Raw genomic sequence first — 17,626 nt, 5'->3', positions numbered from 1 at the left:
GTTTTAAATTTAGATTTAGCATCACACAGCAAGCCTATGTGATGCTGTTTTATTTTATCGTTCTTCGATTGGCACGTAAGTTTGATTTGTTTTACCTACATAATCCGCACGAGGACGAATTAAACGATTGTTGCTGTACTGCTCTAAAATATGTGCAAGCCATCCTGAAACGCGGCTAATTGCAAAGATTGGAGTAAAAATATCGTGTTTAATGCCTAAACTGTGATACACAGATGCCGAGAAAAAGTCAACATTTGGAAGAAGCCCTTTTTCGTTTTGAATCATTTGTTCAATTTTAACGGACATCTCATACCATTTAGATTCCCCTGTAATAGAAGTCAGCTGCCTAGACATTTCACGTAAATGTTTTGCACGAGGATCTCCATTTTTATATACACGATGGCCAAATCCCATAATTTTTTCTTTATTTGCAAATGCTTTTTGCAAATATGGTTTAATATTATCAACTTCACCAATTTCATGAAGCATTTTCATTACACGTTCATTTGCGCCACCATGCAGAGGTCCTTTTAAAGCGCCAATTGCAGCCGTAACACCCGAATAAATATCTGATAATGTGGCCACACATACTCGCCCTGTAAAAGTAGACGCGTTTAACTCATGATCTGCATGTAAAACCAGCGCTTTATTGAAAGCCTTTTCAGATATATTGTCTGGTTCTTTACCTGTTAACATATATAAGAAGTTTGCTGCAAAACTTAATTTCCCATGAGGATTAACAGGTTCTTTCCCATCACGGATACGCGTAAATGCTGCTACAATTGTTGGAATCTTCGCCTGTAAACGCACCGCTTTGCGGTAATTTGCTTCTTGATCAAGATTATCTGCTTCTTCATCAAAAAGCCCTAACGTAGAGACCGCAGTTCTTAGCGCAGCCATTGGATGAACTTTATCAACTGAATAAGACTTCATTTGCTCAATAATTTGCTTAGGAATTTCGGCATTTTCCGCTAAATCTTTCTTCAGTTCATCAAGCTCTGCTGCATTTGGAAGCTTTCCATACCAAAGTAAATAAATGACTTCTTCAAAGCTAGCATTATCTGCTAAATCATCAATATTATACCCTCTATATGTTAAGACATCGTCAACAATAGAGCTAATCCCTGAAGTCGTTGCTACTACTCCTTCTAAACCACGAGCTGTTGTCATGCCCATCTCTCCTTTTCTTTATTTTATCTGCTGATTTTTATTTTAATTGCTGCAACTAGAGAAATTTAAAAGTTTTAACTACGATGAGTTAAATAAAATATGTAATGCATACCGACTATTTAATTATAAACAATTCTCTGACTTTTTTGTAATAAAGTGATCGTATTTTATTTTTCCTCTATATTTTATGATAGCGGTTTTTGATCTATAAGTATATTACAAGAAAGTTATCATAGTTGATAAGTAAAACTTATTGTATTGCTGTTATCCTAACATTCTTTCCTACTGTTACCCCGTGAAAGAATTAAAATACGAAACAATTTTCATCGCTAAGTAAGCAATTCCTGCTCCAATTACCGGACCAACTGCAATTCCTTTAAAAACGGCAACAGCTAAGATTGTTCCAAAAACAAGTGCCGTTGTAATATGCGGGTCTTGCTGAAGCAGTTCAATTCCTCTTGAAGCAATCACAGCAACAAAAATCCCCGATCCTAAAGCAATCCAAGCATAAGAAGATTGTACGGCTTCTTTTAATTGAACAAACCCGATTTCACCGGCAGCAATTGGCACAAGCACAGCAATGGTAATAATAACAACGCCCCAATAAATTCCTTTTGCCTGCATATAAGGAAATACCTTTCCTCCTAGACCCATCCATTTAATCAACAAAAGGAACACTACCGCAATAATTAGTGGTTGATTCTTAGCAATCAAACCAATAAGAAGTAAAATAAGTAAAAATAATGTTGGTTGTGAAAACACAGTGCCATCCTTTCTAACTACATTCTCCCAAAAATATCGTATCATATCTCTTTTTAATTTGCTACATTTTCCCTTTAATTATGAACGATAGGACGAACTCGTCTTTATTTTATTTGGACATCTGTTAAAGTGAGCTTCAAAGCACCTTTTTGTAAGGGTTTTCTCTAAAAAGCGTTCATTGCTATCACTATTAAATAGGTGTAAAATATTACTAATATTATCCCTATAAGAAAGGTGAGTTTCTTTGAATTTAAACTACTTATATAGCGCATTGCGATTTCTTTTCATTATTGCGGCAATTGTTTTTGGGCTGCTTACACTTTATTATGTTTCCACAGTTACATACCCTTTTATTATCGCACTTGTTTTATCTTTTTTAATCAATCCAATTGTGAATTTTTTTGAAGCAAGAGGGAAAATGCCCCGAGCACTTGCCGTTTTACTAGCATTATTATTAATTATCGGAAGCATTGTTGGTTTATTAACATTTTTAATTACTGAAATAGTAGGAGGAATTGCTTACTTAGCAAATGTGCTTCCTGAACACGTGAATGAACTTGTTCAGTATTTAGAAGATTTTTTTGCTGCACAGATTATCCCTCTCTACAACCAATTGGCATCCATGTTTAACAATTTAGATCCTAGTCAAAAGTCAAGTGTCATCGAAAACATTCAATCGGTTGGTACAACTGTCACCTCTGTGTTCACCAATTTTGTCCAAAACATCGCGTCTGCTATTTCACGTTTTATTGTTAGTTTGCCAAATTTTGCAACAGTGATTATTTTTTCATTGCTGGCAACCTTCTTTATTAGTAAAGATTGGTATAAACTCGGCTCTACTTTCAGAAGACTCATTCCAAACAAAGCATTTGAAAGCGGCGGAAAAGTTTATAAAGACTTAAGAAAAGCCCTGTTTGGTTTTATTAAAGCACAGTTTACGCTTATTTCAATTACAGCCGTTATTGTACTTATTGGACTTTTATTTATGAGGGTGGAATATGCGATTACAATTGCACTACTCATTGGATTAGTCGATATTCTTCCTTATCTAGGTACAGGGGCTGTCTTTATTCCTTGGATTATTTATAGTTTGCTTACCGAGAATTTTTATCTTTCAATTGGTTTATCGATTTTGTACGGAGTTGTCATTATTCAACGACAAGTGATGGAACCGAAAGTCCTCTCATCAAATATTGGCCTCGATCCTCTTGCAACATTAATTGCGCTATTTGTAGGATTTAAGCTTTTTGGCTTTCTCGGTTTAATTATAGGACCTGTTCTTCTTGTTGTAATTAAAACACTTCATCAAGCAAATATTTTTCGTGAGGCATGGACTTTCATTATTGATAAAAAATAATGATAATTATACATAAAGGGTGGATTCCAAAAATGGAATCCACCCTTTTGTTTCTCTGTTTATCTTTTTATAATCGTAAACTGTCCATTTTGAATCATTCGGCTAATCAGCTTTCTTAAGCCAGCTTTTGCAATAGTACGCGTTGTCGGAACAAGCAAAAAGAAACCCGCTGCATCTGTAATAAATCCCGGAGTTAATAAAACAACTCCTCCTACAAGAATACATAAACCGTCCAGTATCACCTCATTAGGAATTTCTCCGTTTTGCACTTGAATTTGCGCAAGCTTTAGAGCTTGAGCGCCTTCCTTTTTTGCAAGCCACGCTCCAAGCACGCCAGTCATGATAATAAGGACGATTGTTGGCCATACACCAAGCGTCTTTCCTGAAAGCAGCAGCAATCCAATTTCCATAGCTGGAATGATAATAATAAAGGCTAATAACATACGAAACATGGCATAACCCCTTCACAAAAAATTCAGTTGGCTCTTCTCCATGCTGCCAACTAGTTACTTTCTCATAGTAAAAAAAGAGAAGGTTTCCCTTCTCTTTTTTTTACTCATTATAAAACACTAGCATGTCCGTCGTAAATATCACCTGTTGAAGAATCTACTGTTACTTCTTGGCCTTCTTTTAGTACATTTAATGCATCAGCTACACCAACTACAACAGGAATACCTAGGCTTAAGCCGACAACTGCTGCATGACTTGTTAAGCCGCCTTCTTCTGTAATAATAGCTGCCGCATTTTCAATTGCCGGAACCATGTCACGATCTGTTCCAATTGTTACAAGGATAGAGCCTTTTGTTACTTTTTGTAATGCTTCTTCAGCACTTTTTGCTACAACGACTTTACCAGATACAGATCTTTTACCGATTCCTTGTCCTTTGGCGATAACATCTCCAATAACATGAACCTTCATAAGGTTTGTTGTACCAGATTCTGCAACCGGTACACCTGCCGTAATAACAACAAGATCACCGCGTTTTACAACTCCAGTATTAATCGCTTCAGAAACAGCAATTTCAAGCATTTCGTCTGTTGTTGTTGCTGCTTTGCTTAGCTTCGGCGTCACACCCCAAACAAGTGCAAGCTGACGACGCACACTGTCAATAGGCGTTACCGCAACAATTGGTGCTTTTGGACGATATTTTGAAACCATACGAGCTGTATGACCGCTCTCAGTTGCAGTAATAACTGCTGCTGCATCTAAATCAAGAGCAGTGTGTGAAATCGATTGACTAATCGCGTTTGTAATTGTTGTTTCACTCACTTTTTGACGGTTTGATAAAATTTCACGGTAGTTTAATGCGGATTCAGAGCGTTTTGCAATGTTGTGCATTGTTTTTACTGCTTCTACCGGGTAAGTTCCTGCTGCTGTTTCACCTGAAAGCATAATCGCATCTGTACCATCAAAAATCGCATTTGCAACATCACTTGCTTCAGCACGTGTTGGACGGGGATTGCGCTGCATAGAATCAAGCATTTGTGTTGCTGTAATCACAGGTTTTCCTAATGCATTACATTTTTTAATTAACTCCTTTTGCACAAGAGGTACTTCTTCTGCAGGAATTTCAACGCCAAGATCGCCACGTGCAACCATTAATCCATCTGAAACTTGAAGAATTTCGTCGATGTTATCGACACCTTCTTGGTTTTCAATCTTTGGAATAATATGAATATGTGCAGCATCATTTTTCTCTAAAAGCTCACGAATTTCAAGTACATCAGAAGCACGGCGCACGAAAGATGCAGCAATAAAATCAACGCCCTGTTCAATACCAAATTGAATATCGTTTGCATCCTTATCAGTGATCCCTGGTAAGTTCACACTAACACCCGGTACATTTACACCTTTTTTATTTTTAAGCGTGCCGCTGTTTAACACTTTTGTTACAAGTTCATTGTTATGTTTGCTTGTTACTTCAAGCTCAATTAGTCCATCATCAAGTAAAAGCTTTGAGCCTACTTCAACGTCATCAATTAACCCAGGATATGTAACAGAAATCTTCGTATTGTCTCCAATTACTTCTTCCATAGAAACAATTAACTCTTGTCCTGCTTGCAGTTCAGCTACACCCTCTTTAAGAGTTTGGGTACGAATTTCAGGGCCTTTTGTGTCAAGAAGAATGGCAACCGTTTTCCCTAATTTCTCAGCAGCTTCACGAATATTTTTAATGCGAGCACCATGCTCTTCAAAATCGCCATGTGAAAAATTTAAACGTGCCACATTCATTCCAGCTTCCATTAGCTCTGTTAATTTTTCAACACTTTCACTTGCAGGACCAATTGTACAAACAATTTTTGTTTTACGCATGCTTTTCATATCCCCCTATTAATTAAATAGATAGCTCTTGTGATAATTGATACATTCCTTCATCAATTACATGTTTGACAGAAAGAATTTCATTTATGTCATGATCGACGATCTTGTTGTTTTGAATACCTACCGTGCGGCCGCCTTTTCCTTCAAGAAGTAATTCTACTGCTCTTGCTCCTAAGCGGCTTGCGAGCACTCGGTCAAACGCTGTAGGCGAACCACCACGCTGAATATGTCCAAGCACTGTTACACGTGTTTCAAAGCCTGTTGCTTCTTCAATTTGCTTACCAATCTCCACGCCGCTTCCAGCACCTTCAGCAACAATAATAATACTGTGCTTTTTGCCGCGTTCATGACCGCGCTTAAGTCTTGCAACAATTTGCTGCATGTCATATTCTGCTTCTGGAATTAAGATCGACTCAGCTCCGTCAGCAAGACCAGACCATAATGCAAGGTCACCAGCATCTCTTCCCATTACTTCAACAACATATGTACGTTCATGAGAAGTTGCCGTATCACGAATTTTATCAATAGCATTAATAACCGTATTTAAAGCTGTATCAAACCCAATTGTAAAATCTGTTCCTGGAATATCATTATCAATCGTTCCTGGTACACCAATTGTCGGATAACCATGGTTTGTAAGCTTTTCAGCTCCTCTAAAAGAACCATCTCCACCAACAACAACTAATCCTTCAATACCAAATTTCTTTAAGTTTTCAATGCCTTTCCTTTGACCTTCTAACTCTCTAAACTCTGGACATCTTGCGGAATACAAAATGGTTCCTCCACGGTGAATTGTATCACCAACTGAACCGATTTCAAGCTTTTTAATGTTTCCATTAATCAAACCACTATAACCATGATAAATTCCATAAACCTCAACATCATGATAAATTGCTTTTCGTACAACCGCACGAACAGCTGCGTTCATTCCTGGAGAATCTCCACCACTTGTTAAAACTCCAATACGCTTCATTTTGTCTCACCCCATTTTAGACACTTATTCGATGTTATTAAAATACCAAATCCAACAACAGAACACAATAGACAAAAAATATGCTTCCTCTTTTACAGAGAAAGCATATACTTTATTTTACGCTGATGGAATCGTTTACAAACGTATATTTTCCGATTTTTTTATATTTTTCATAACGTGTGTTTACAAGATCTTCCTTGGATAATTCACTCAATTGTTGAAGAGACTTCTGTAATATAACACCCATTAGTTCAGCTTGTTTTTTAATATCTCGATGAGCGCCACCTTTTACTTCAGGAATAATTTCATCCACAATTCCTAATTCTTTTAAATCTGGCGCTGTAATTCGCATCGTTTCAGCTGCGCGTTTTGCTTGTGACGCATCTTTCCATAAAAGCGCTGCCGCTCCCTCAGGAGAAATAACAGAATATGTTGAGTTTTCAAGCATGTGCATATGATTTCCAACTCCTAATGCCAGCGCGCCTCCGCTTCCTCCTTCGCCAATTACAATACAAACAATCGGGACAGTCAAACCAGCCATTTCAAATAAATTACGAGCAATCGCTTCACTTTGGCCGCGTTCTTCCGCTGCTTTTCCTGGATAAGCACCTTTTGTATCAATTAAACAAATGATAGGACGATTAAATTTTTCAGCTTGTTTCATTAAGCGAAGTGCTTTACGATAGCCTTCTGGATGAGGCATTCCAAAATTTCGTCGTAAGTTCTCTTTTGTATCTTTACCGCGCTGATGCCCAATAACAGTTACTGGTTTACCATGATACTTAGCAACCCCGCCTACAATTGCTTCGTCTTCCCCATAAAGCCTGTCGCCATGCAGCTCAAGGAAATCCGTAAATAAATGTTCAATATAGTCTAATGTTGTTGGACGTTCTTGATGACGTGCAGTTTGAACACGATCCCACGGCTGCATATTGCCGTAAACCTCGTGCTCTAATGTATGCAGTCTTTCTTCTAGACGCTTCAGTTCATCAGATAAATCAATCTCTTTTTCTTCCATAAACGCCTTTAGTTCTGCAATTTTATTTTTTAATTCAACAACAGGACGTTCAAATTCTAGTTCTCCTGCCATTAATCCTCACCTCTTAACACATGAATATCAAGTACTTTTGAAAGCGTCTCTTTCATTTCCTGCCTTGAAATAACGCGATCCAACTGCCCATGCTTTAATAAAAATTCAGCTGTTTGAAAATCATCAGGCAGCTCCTGACGAATGGTTTGTTCAATGATTCGTCTCCCAGCAAAACCAATTAATGCTCCTGGCTCAGCAAAATTATAATCGCCAAGTGACGCAAAACTTGCAGAAACTCCACCTGTTGTTGGGTGTGTCATAACAGATATAAATAACCCTTCATTATCACTAAAACGTTTAAGGGCAGCACTTGTTTTTGCCATCTGCATCAAACTTAATACACCTTCCTGCATTCTTGCTCCACCTGAAGCTGTAAAAATAATAAACGGGACTTTTTTTTCTGCTGCTTTCTCAACAGCTCTTGTAATTTTTTCACCAACAACAGATCCCATACTTCCCATTCTAAATCGCGCATCCATCACGGCGATTACAACTGGCTTCTGTTCTATATCACCTTCACCAGTTACAACTGCTTCATTAATTTCAGTTTTTTGACGATCTTTTTCTAATTTTTCCACATACTCTGGAAATGCTAAAGGATTTTCTGAAATCATATTTTTGTCATACTCTACAAATGTCCCCTCATCAATCAAGCTTTCAATGCGTTCGTATGAAGTCATTTGTAAATGATAACCGCAAGATCCACATACTTTCAAACTTTTCTTTAATTCTTTTGTATAAATAATATGTTTACATTGCGGACATTTTGTCATAATTCCTTCTGGAACATCCTGCTTCAATTTCTCAGATGGAATTGTTGCATACTTTTTCTTTTTTACAAATATATCCTTGAACAAGGTGGTATCCTTCCTTTCTCTTTCCAACATGATTAAACGTTATAAAATCCGTTGTTAAATGGGAATTAATCTTACAGTTGACCTTGTTTTTACCTCTTATCCTCTACGAAATCTTTTCAAAGAGACAGAGACAGAAAAAAGTGAGAAAGACTTCTCTTCCCCACTTCACTCGGTTTCTTTGCCAATAACAGCAAGTCGTCGAGTTTTTTCCTCTACTTTTTTCGGGTCTACATTTATCCTTGCTACTCCAGTTTCCATTGCTGCTTTTGCAACGGCAGCCGCTACAGCTGGTGCTACTCGTTCATCAAACGGAGCTGGAATCACATAGTCTTCTGATAACTGTTCATCAGATACAAGAGAAGCAATAGCCTGAACGGCAGCTTTCTTCATTTCTTCATTGATATGAGTGGCACGAACATCTAATGCCCCTCGAAAAATGCCCGGGAAAGCTAATACATTATTTACTTGGTTTGGATAATCTGAACGACCTGTCCCAATAACTTTTGCTCCTGCTTGTTTTGCTTCTTCCGGCATAATTTCAGGGTCTGGATTTGCCATTGCAAAAATAACGGCATTTTCCTTCATGCTTTGGACCATTTCTTTTGTAAGAGCTCCTGCAACAGACACACCTATAAACACATCGGCCCCAACTAAAACATCTTGTAAAGAGCCTTCCTGCTTATTTCGGTTTGTAAAAGCGGCTACTTGAGCTTTTACATCATTCATTCCGTATGGACGGCCTTCAAAGATAGCCCCTTTTGAATCACACATAATAATATCTTTAACACCAAAACGATTCAACAGTTTAATAATGGCAATTCCTGCTGCACCAGCCCCATTAATCACAACTTTAATTTCAGACATTGATTTTTTAATAATCTTTAAGGCATTTACAAGGCCTGCAGCTGTTACAATTGCTGTACCATGTTGATCATCATGAAAAACTGGAATATTTGTTTCTTTCTTCAAACGCTCTTCAATTACAAAGCAGTTTGGAGCTGCAATATCTTCTAAATTCACTCCTCCAAATGTCGGCTCAAGCAGTTTTACTGTTTCAATAATTTTATCCACTTCTGTCGTATTTAAACAGATTGGAAATGCATCTACACCAGCAAAGCTTTTAAAAAGGACAGCTTTTCCTTCCATTACAGGAAGTGCCGCTTCGGGACCAATATTTCCAAGCCCGAGTACTGCTGTGCCATCGGAAACAACAGCAACCATGTTACCTTTCATTGTATATTCGTACACTTTATTTTTATCTTCATAAATTTCTTTACAAGGCTCAGCTACTCCAGGGGAATAAGCAAGACTTAAATCTTGAGCATTTCGTACAGGAACTTTTGACTTAGATTCTAATTTTCCTTGATTAATACGATGCATATGTAGTGCTTCTTCACGTGTTGTTCCCAATTTGTTCACTCTCCTTTTATTAAAGCTGCGGCCGCTTTTGTAATAAGCTTATTTTGTGATAAAAGTGGACGATAAGGTCAAGCCGTCTTTGACTTTCTTCATTATAACAAAAGTCACATGACTGTAAACAATTTTTAAAGGAAACTTAATTACACTATTCAACAAAAACTTGTATACCTTTTCATCGATAGGCGACATTTTTTTCTCCAAGAAGGCTTTTCAACTTGTTCATACATTCATCGGTTAGCAGTACAGCATGATCTGCTGGGAGCTGACGCGCTTTATTTTCGTTTTCATAATACAAAACCACATCTTGATTTCCAGGATAATCGACAAGAATTTCTTTTAGTTTTTGTAAAGTTTTTGTTTGATAAGGCGTATGTTCAATTTTTAAGTAAAGCTTCTTTTTTCTTTTTTGATATAACTCTTCTAACGCTATTGCTTTATTTGCAATTACTTTTACATGATACGCTTTTTGTTCTATAATACCTTCTAAAAATAATAAAGTATTTGTTTGAAAGAGATGTTTTTTTTGTTGATACAATGGGGAAAAAACAACTACTTCCACTTCTTCTGTTTCATCACTAAGAGTTAAAAAGGCCATTTTTTCTCCTTTTTTAGTTTTTACTTCTTTTACATTTACTACTAAGCCCGCAGTACGAATGGATTTTTTATTCCTATTTTCCTTTAAATCCTCCAGCACTGTCCGTTGGTAAGCAGTTAATATCTCTTTATACTGCTGTATTGGATGACCTGATAAATAAAAACCAAGCACTTCTTTTTCTAATAAAAGCTGTTCACTTTTTTGAAAAGGAGGCACTTCATTATAATGTTGAAAGCTTTCCTCACTTTGTCGAGATAGAGATGAATTTTTCTCTCCATGCTGAATCGCTTTTTCTATTGTAGAGAGCAGTACGGCACGATCATATCCCCATTCATCAAAAGCCCCAGAAGCTGCTAATGATTCAATGGCCCGTTTATTCACAAGTTTGAGAGAAATCTTTTGACAAAAATCAAATAAACTCTTATATCCTTTTTCAGGTCGCTTTCCTACAATCTCTTCAATCGCCTTGACTCCAACATTTTTAACAGCTGCCAGTCCAAAGCGAATTCCCCGATTTTCAATGATAAAAAATGCCTGACTTTTATTAATAGAAGGAGGAAGAAGTGAAATTTCCTTTCTCTTACACTCTTTTACTAACTGAGTTATTTTAAGCTGGTTTCCAACTGCATTTGATAATAATGCAGCCATAAAATATAAAGGATAATTGGCTTTTAAATAAGCCAGCTGATAAGAAAGAACACTATACGCAACAGCATGACTGCGGTTAAATCCATAGTTTGCGAAACGAATAATGAGTTCATACACCTCTTCAGCCGTTTTTTTCTCATATCCTTGACTAATACAACCTTTTATAAAATGCAGCCGCTCTTCCTCTAAAAGAGTTCGGTTTTTCTTTGAAACAGCTCGTCTTAATAAATCAGCTTCTCCAAGTGAAAACCCTGCCATATGAGAAGCAATTTGCATGATTTGTTCTTGATACACAATCACTCCATATGTGGAGCTTAAAATAGGCTCTAAATCAGGGTGCAGATAGCTTATAGTGCGGCGGCGATGCTTTCCATCAATATAAAGAGGAATATACTCCATTGGGCCAGGACGATAAAGAGCATTAACCGCTACAATATCTTCGAAATGAGTTGGTTTTAACTGCTTTAAAACTTGACGCATCCCATCTGATTCAAGTTGAAAAACACCTGTCGTATCACCTGCTCCAAGCAGTTCGAACGTTTTCTGATCGTTAAATGGGAGCTTATGAAGGTCAATTCTCATTTCTGTTTCTCTCTCAATATGATGGACGATCTCTTCAAGCACTGATAAGTTTCTTAATCCAAGAAAGTCCATCTTTAATAGTCCAATCTCTTCTAACCCCTCCATTGCATACTGCGTAAGAAAGATTCCTTCATGTCCGTGTTTTACCGGCACATGATTCGTTAAGCGCTCTTCACTTATTACAACACCTGCCGCATGAGTAGAGGTGTGACGAGGCAGTCCTTCAATCGTAAGAGCAATATCCATCAACTGCTTTGCCTCACTCGACGTTTGGACGATTTTTTGCAATGAAGCCGCTTCTTGAACGGATTCGTTTAACGTAATTCCAGGTCGTGATGGAATCTGTTTAGCAATCGAGTCTACAAGTGATGTCGGAAGAGCAAGAACACGACCAACATCCCGAATTGCGGCTTTTGCCGCTAACGTTCCAAATGTAATAATTTGCGCAACATGGTGCTGTCCATACTTTTCTTTTACATACTGAATCACTTCATCTCGCCTTATATCTGGAAAATCTATATCAATATCAGGCATTGTGACACGTTCTGGATTTAAAAATCGTTCAAACAGCAGCTCATGCTGAATCGGATCAACATCTGTGATAAATAAAACATAAGCAGCAAGAGAACCGGCTGCAGACCCTCTTCCTGGCCCTGTTAGAATTCCATTATGTCGTGCAAATTTTATAAAATCCCATACAATTAAAAAATAGTCATTAAACTGCATATGATCAATAATTTCCAGTTCATAATCAAGACGCTGTTGAATCTTTTCTGATACCATAGAAAACCGTTTATGCAGCCCCTCCATACAAACACTGCGCAAATACTCTTTGGCAGATAACTTTTCTGAAATTGGAAAGGTCGGAAGAATATGATGACCAAGCTCTACTTCAACATTACAGCGATTCGCAATGACTTCCGTATTTGCAACAGCTTCATCTATCCTGCTAAATAATTGTTTCATTTCTTCCTTGGACTTCAAATAATACTCATGACTTAAAAGCCCTGCTGCCTCTTTCTCATTAAGCTTTTTTCCTTCTTTAATACAAACGAGACAATCATGGGCAAGATAATCTTCCTTTTTAATGTAATGAACGCGATTTGCAGCAGCAAGCGGTATTCCCGTAAGATGAGTAAGATTAAGCAAACGTTCATTTACAATTTTCTCTTCTTTAAGCCCATGGTCTTCTATTTCTAAATAAAACGATTTTTCTCCAAATACTTGTTTATACTGTAGGGCTAAATGCTCAGCTTGCTTTATCTCATTGCGAAGAAGACATTGACTAATTTCACCTGAAAACCCACCAGAAAGCGCGATAAGCCCTCGTGCGTATTTTGAAAGCATTCCCCGCTCAATAAAAGGTTGTTGACGGCTTTCCTTTGTCATTACAACACTGCTAATTTTCAATAAATTTTTATACCCTTCTTCGTTTTCAGCAAGCAGTACGAGCGGATAGGTGCTTTCACTAAGGTGACTCGCTGCTCCTGCAACCTGTACTTCAAGCCCAATAATTGGTTTAATTCCGTATTTTATACACGTTTTATAAAATGGAATTGTTCCATACATAACATTTTTATCTGTTAATGCCAATGCTTTAAATTTAAGCGCTTTTGCCTTTTTGACCAATTTTTCAATACGGCAGGCACTATCTAGTAAGCTGTATTCACTATGTACGTGAAGATGAACAAACTCCATATAATCACTTCCTTACATTCATCCATTTACCCTTTCCCTTATTATATTACAAAGTAAAAGCTTGAAGAAAACGTTCATACTTTTAATAGGTTGTCCATAAACTCTAGTAACGAATAAAGTCTAGTAACGAATAAAGTCTAGGGAGGGAAAGCGCGTGGATCGTTTTCTCGTAATGTTAATTCTCGCTTTTTTTATTGCCGCAGGAGCAGTATTAGGAGGTTCAATTGTTGGTGGAATTGGTGCTTTTTTAGTAAAGGAACCACCGTTAGAAACCATTTATGATTTGGCGAAAAGAATTAAAATCTGGGCTCTTGTTGCTGCAATTGGCGGTACATTCGATATGATTACAAATATCGAAAGAGGTTTTTTTTATGGAACCCCAATTGAAGTACTAAAACAAATTTTACTTGTTTTATCAGCAATGAGCGGGGCAAATACGGGAATGACACTTATTGAATGGTTAACCCAGCAGGAGCGCCTGCCTTAATGCGCGTCCCTCCATATTATAATCGTCCAGGCTGGCAGCGCTTTTTATCTGGCTTTTGTATTGGTATTGTTTTTGGATGGCTTTTTTTCTTAGCATTATTCGGCATTATGTATGAAAAACAAGTCAAAACAATTGAAGAACAGGAAGCTCAAATACGCGGTCAAAAAGAAATGATTATGTACTATGAAAAAGTACAAAAAGAACAAAATCAAGAAAATGCTCAAAAGCTTGTTATTGAAAAAATCCAAGTAGAATTTCTTAATGCAAAAGAATTGAAACTAACAGAGCTTGATGTTTATGAATTAAGACAAGCGGTTGAAAAGGAACTGCAGGATCTCATCAATAAAGATATTGGCAGTGTTACAAATACGAAAGAATATATTTTAAAGGCAATTGAACATAAGAGCTATGAAACTGGTGAGATGACATACAATGTAAAAGTAAGACAGCTTTATTTAACAACAACAGTAGAGATTTTCTTAGAGTTGAAGCTTTTATCTTAAATTCCAAACTTTTTGTGGCATTTTTATGAAAGAGCAGAAAAGAGACTGAACATTTAGTAAAATAAGAAGTATAACATTTAATTTAAAGGAGGACAAGCAAAATGCTAATTAGCAGAAAACATATGGCGAAAGCAAAAATTGAAAAGATTCAAAATGGATTGTCAGCCTTTGCAGAAACGAAAGAAGTTGCCACACTTATGAAAAAAGAATTAGAAAGATTAAATTTAAATGTACATGTGGATGAAACAAAGCATGGCTCATGGTTTATTCCTATTCAACAATCGTAAGTATTTATTATAAAAAGACCGACACTTGCCAAATGAAAATGTCGGTCTTTCGTCATTATGAATAAGAACGACAAACTTCTTCTAAATCTCTCAATACATCTTCTGCTTGTTCCCACTTATAAATTGTTGCTCCTGCTGCCATCGGGTGCCCTCCACCTTCATAATAAGCAGCAATCGTATTCACAATAGGACCCTTCGAGCGCAATCGAACGCGAATTTGATCTTTTTCTTCTATAAAAAAGACCCAAGCCTTTATTCCTTCCACTTTACTAAATGCATTCACAAGCAAAGAGGCCTCACTTGGGACAACCCCAAATTGATTTAATACTTCTTGCGTTACTTTTATATACCCTGCACCCGCTTCAGTTAATGTGAAATTTTGCAGAACATATCCATTTAAATGAATAAGTTCAAGTTTTTTCTTATATAAGCTCTCATAGATTTCTCGAAATTCAATGCCTGTATGAATAAGCTCACCAGCATATTGAAAGGTTTTTTCAGTTGTATTTGAAAATAAAAAGCGGCCCGTATCTCCAATAATACCGGCATATAAAAGCCTTGCAGCACGTTTATTCATAATTAATCCATGCTCTTTCTGAGAAAGATAAAAATCATAAATCATCTCACTTACAGAACTTGCAGACGTATCCACCCAAATCATATCGCCATAAGGATCTTCATTTGGATGATGGTCAATTTTAATCACTTTTTCTCCAAGCTTATAGCGCTGATCACTAACTCTTGGCTGATTTGCTGTATCGCAAACAATTACAAGAGCCCCCTCGTATACTGCATCAGGAATCTCGTCCATTTTACATAAAAATGTTAATCCCTCATCTTCTTCTCCAACAATATACACTTTTTTTTCGGGATAGGATGCCTTTAATATTTCACTAAGACCTCCTTGTGAACCTAAAGCATCAGGATCGGGACGAACATGCCGATGGATAATAATCGTATGATAGGATTCAATTGTATCTAAAATACGCGATTTCATAACCTGCTTCCTTTCTCTATTAAAATTCACAAAAATGTGAAACTTTTTTGATACAACGTGCCCAAACATAGCTTTTTTCATAAAAAAGCTTTAAAATGAAACAAGATTCATTAGAAATAGTTATTAATGGAGGATTGTTATGCCTGTTCTTGTACTTGCCATTATCCTGTCAGCAAGCTTTTATCTTTTTTATAAGATTAAATATGTCCGCACTCAAGCTCCTGCTGAAAAACAATGGATAAAATCAAAAGGAAACATTGCACTTGGTGTATTTTTAATCTTTTTTGCATTCAACCAACTTTTTCTTTACGGTACCTCTGCTGTAACAATTGTTATTAGTATTATTTTTCTTTTATTAGGAAGCGCTAATGTACTTTTTGGCTATAAAGCCTATCGCCACTTACTTCCATATGCCATTAAAGAAGCGGAAGAAAACAGGAATTAAAGTCATGTCACTAAGGCATGACTTTTTTATTTTCTACCTGTTAAAGCGATCTCCGGTTTTAATGGCGATCAATTAATTGGGCCATCATAAGGGCTTTTCCAACAACTTGCCCTTCACTGTAAATCTCCACATCTACTTTTCCGAACTTACGACTCATTTCTAACACTTTAGGACGGATTTCAATTGTACTATCAATTTGCACAGGCTTAATAAAATATAAGGTAATGTTTTCAACAACAAGATCACCTTTTTTATATTTGCGGAGCACACGGCTTCCTGCATCTGTTACAAGCGTTGTCATCACACCATGCGATAATGTACCGAGATGGTTTGTCATTTGTGGGTTAACGCGGCAGGTAAGACGATAGTCCGAACCTTTTGATTCATCAACAAAGCGGCTTGTAATTAAGTCATCAAACGTTTCTCCAACCTGTGGTTGTTTTTGAATCATTTGGAGCGCTTTCAAGACGTCCTGTCTGCTAATAATACCAACAAGTTTGTGAGATTGATTGATTACAGGAAGCAGTTCAATCCCTTCCCAAATCATCATATGCGCAGCAGCAGCAACAGACGTTCTTTCACTAATTGTAATTGGATTTCTTGTCATGACTTTCTCAATTGGAGTCTCTCTATCTGCGTTAATAACATCCTTTGACGTGACAATACCTACTACTTTCATATTATGATCAACAACAGGATAGCGGCTGTGAGTTGTTTCTTGGTTATATTCATACCATTTTTGAACAAGATCAGTTGTGCTAAGAAAAATTGATTGTTCAACAGGTGTTAAAATATCGCTTACTAAAACAATTTCTTTTTTAATAAGCTGATCATAAATCGCTCTATTAATCATTGTTCCCACTGTAAAAGAATCATAACTTGTTGAAATAATCGGTAACTCTAACTCGTCTGCTAATTGTTTTGCCTCTTCCGCCGCATCGAATCCTCCTGTAATTAAAACAGCTGATCCCGCCTGAAGGGCAATTTTATGAACTTGATCACGATTGCCGACAATTAACAAACTGCCTGGATCGACATAACGCATCATCGCTTCTAACTTCATCGCTCCAATAACGAACTTATTTAACGTTTTATGAAGGCCGCTTCTCCCTCCTAATACTTGTCCATCAACAATGTTAACAACTTCAGCATACGTTAATTTTTCAATATTTTCTTTTTGTTTCTTTTTAATACGAATTGTCCCAACACGTTCAATTGTACTTACTAACCCTTGATTTTCCGCATCTTTAATTGCTCGGTAAGCGGTCCCTTCACTTACCGCTAGTTCTTTTGCAACTTGACGCACTGAAATTTTACTGCCAACATCTAATGATTCAATGTGTTCTAGGATTTGTTCATGTTTTGTTGCCAACCTCATCACCATACTTTCATTCAACTGTATGATTTAATTCTTATTTATTATACAGATGAAT

The 17,626-nt window shown here is 36.9% G+C and carries 16 protein-coding genes; 5 read left to right on the top strand and 11 right to left on the bottom strand.

What is annotated here, in order from left to right; genetic code table 11:
• Window positions 1–54: 54 nt before the first annotated feature.
• Both citZ and DS031_RS01705 read right to left on the bottom strand, forming a co-directional pair.
• Window positions 55–1,170, bottom strand: coding sequence for a citrate synthase (citZ, locus tag DS031_RS01710; protein ID WP_113804191.1), 1,116 nt, complete (start codon window positions 1,168–1,170; stop codon window positions 55–57).
• 288 nt (window positions 1,171–1,458) lie between these two features.
• Window positions 1,459–1,932, bottom strand: coding sequence for a DUF441 domain-containing protein (locus DS031_RS01705; RefSeq protein ID WP_113804190.1), 474 nt, complete (start codon window positions 1,930–1,932; stop codon window positions 1,459–1,461).
• Window positions 1,933–2,176: 244 nt separating this feature from the next.
• On the opposite strand from DS031_RS01705, the gene ytvI reads away from it, so the two are divergent.
• The gene (gene ytvI / locus DS031_RS01700) at window positions 2,177–3,289 is read left to right on the top strand and encodes a sporulation integral membrane protein YtvI (RefSeq protein WP_113804189.1); all 1,113 of its coding nucleotides are present in this window, start codon (window positions 2,177–2,179) and stop codon (window positions 3,287–3,289) included.
• A gap of 59 nt (window positions 3,290–3,348) precedes the next feature.
• Here ytvI and DS031_RS01695 read toward each other — a convergent pair whose 3' ends face one another.
• The 7 genes from DS031_RS01695 to DS031_RS01665 all read right to left on the bottom strand — a co-directional run bounded on the left by DS031_RS01695 (window position 3,349) and on the right by DS031_RS01665 (window position 13,474).
• Window positions 3,349–3,741, bottom strand: a complete 393-nt coding sequence (locus DS031_RS01695) for an FxsA family protein (protein ID WP_113804188.1) — start codon at window positions 3,739–3,741, stop codon at window positions 3,349–3,351.
• A 107-nt stretch (window positions 3,742–3,848) separates the two neighbouring features.
• A complete protein-coding gene (gene pyk / locus DS031_RS01690; RefSeq protein ID WP_113804187.1) occupies window positions 3,849–5,603 on the bottom strand; it encodes a pyruvate kinase in 1,755 nt (584 codons plus the stop codon).
• 22 nt (window positions 5,604–5,625) lie between these two features.
• Window positions 5,626–6,585: a 6-phosphofructokinase gene (gene pfkA, locus DS031_RS01685; protein WP_113804186.1), complete on the bottom strand. Its 960-nt coding sequence runs from the start codon at window positions 6,583–6,585 to the stop codon at window positions 5,626–5,628.
• A 112-nt stretch (window positions 6,586–6,697) separates the two neighbouring features.
• Window positions 6,698–7,675: an acetyl-CoA carboxylase carboxyl transferase subunit alpha gene (accA, locus tag DS031_RS01680; protein ID WP_113804185.1), complete on the bottom strand. Its 978-nt coding sequence runs from the start codon at window positions 7,673–7,675 to the stop codon at window positions 6,698–6,700.
• Window positions 7,675–8,532, bottom strand: a complete 858-nt coding sequence (accD, locus tag DS031_RS01675; RefSeq protein ID WP_113804184.1) for an acetyl-CoA carboxylase, carboxyltransferase subunit beta — start codon at window positions 8,530–8,532, stop codon at window positions 7,675–7,677. Before accD ends, accA begins: the two co-directional genes overlap by 1 nt.
• Window positions 8,533–8,697: 165 nt before the next feature.
• Window positions 8,698–9,912, bottom strand: a complete 1,215-nt coding sequence (gene ystJ, locus DS031_RS01670; protein WP_113804339.1) for an NADP-dependent malic enzyme — start codon at window positions 9,910–9,912, stop codon at window positions 8,698–8,700.
• Window positions 9,913–10,123: 211 nt separating this feature from the next.
• Window positions 10,124–13,474 (bottom strand): DNA polymerase III subunit alpha, encoded by a 3,351-nt coding sequence (locus DS031_RS01665; RefSeq protein WP_113804183.1) that lies wholly within the window; start codon window positions 13,472–13,474, stop codon window positions 10,124–10,126.
• Window positions 13,475–13,646: 172 nt separating this feature from the next.
• Between DS031_RS01665 and DS031_RS01660 the strand changes: the two genes are divergently transcribed.
• From DS031_RS01660 to DS031_RS01650, 3 genes are all read left to right on the top strand, one after another.
• Complete coding sequence (locus tag DS031_RS01660; protein WP_113804338.1) at window positions 13,647–13,961, top strand: YtrH family sporulation protein; 315 nt, start codon at window positions 13,647–13,649, stop codon at window positions 13,959–13,961.
• Entirely contained in the window at window positions 13,961–14,464 is a 504-nt protein-coding gene (ytrI, locus tag DS031_RS01655) for a sporulation membrane protein YtrI (RefSeq protein WP_113804182.1), read from the top strand. The genes DS031_RS01660 and ytrI overlap by 1 nt, the downstream gene beginning before the upstream one ends.
• Window positions 14,465–14,565: 101 nt before the next feature.
• Window positions 14,566–14,751 carry a YtzJ family protein gene (locus DS031_RS01650; RefSeq protein WP_113804181.1) on the top strand — a complete coding sequence of 62 codons (186 nt, stop codon included), beginning with the start codon at window positions 14,566–14,568 and terminating at the stop codon, window positions 14,749–14,751.
• A gap of 55 nt (window positions 14,752–14,806) precedes the next feature.
• Here the strand turns inward: DS031_RS01650 and DS031_RS01645 are convergent, their stop codons facing one another.
• Window positions 14,807–15,748, bottom strand: a complete 942-nt coding sequence (locus DS031_RS01645) for a DHH family phosphoesterase (RefSeq protein WP_113804180.1) — start codon at window positions 15,746–15,748, stop codon at window positions 14,807–14,809.
• Window positions 15,749–15,887: 139 nt separating this feature from the next.
• Here DS031_RS01645 and DS031_RS01640 point away from each other — a divergent pair, with 139 nt between their 5' ends.
• Entirely contained in the window at window positions 15,888–16,193 is a 306-nt protein-coding gene (locus DS031_RS01640) for a YtpI family protein (protein WP_113804179.1), read from the top strand.
• A 58-nt stretch (window positions 16,194–16,251) separates the two neighbouring features.
• On the opposite strand, the gene DS031_RS01635 is transcribed toward DS031_RS01640, so the two are convergent.
• Window positions 16,252–17,565, bottom strand: a complete 1,314-nt coding sequence (locus DS031_RS01635; RefSeq protein WP_113804178.1) for a CBS domain-containing protein — start codon at window positions 17,563–17,565, stop codon at window positions 16,252–16,254.
• Window positions 17,566–17,626 lie beyond the last annotated feature (61 nt).

The organism is Bacillus taeanensis (assembly GCF_003318295.1).
Lineage (GTDB): Bacteria > Bacillota > Bacilli > Bacillales > UBA6769 > Maribacillus > Maribacillus taeanensis.
The sequence above is the reverse complement of the archived record's forward strand: the minus strand, read 5'-3'. Positions and strand labels throughout refer to the sequence as shown.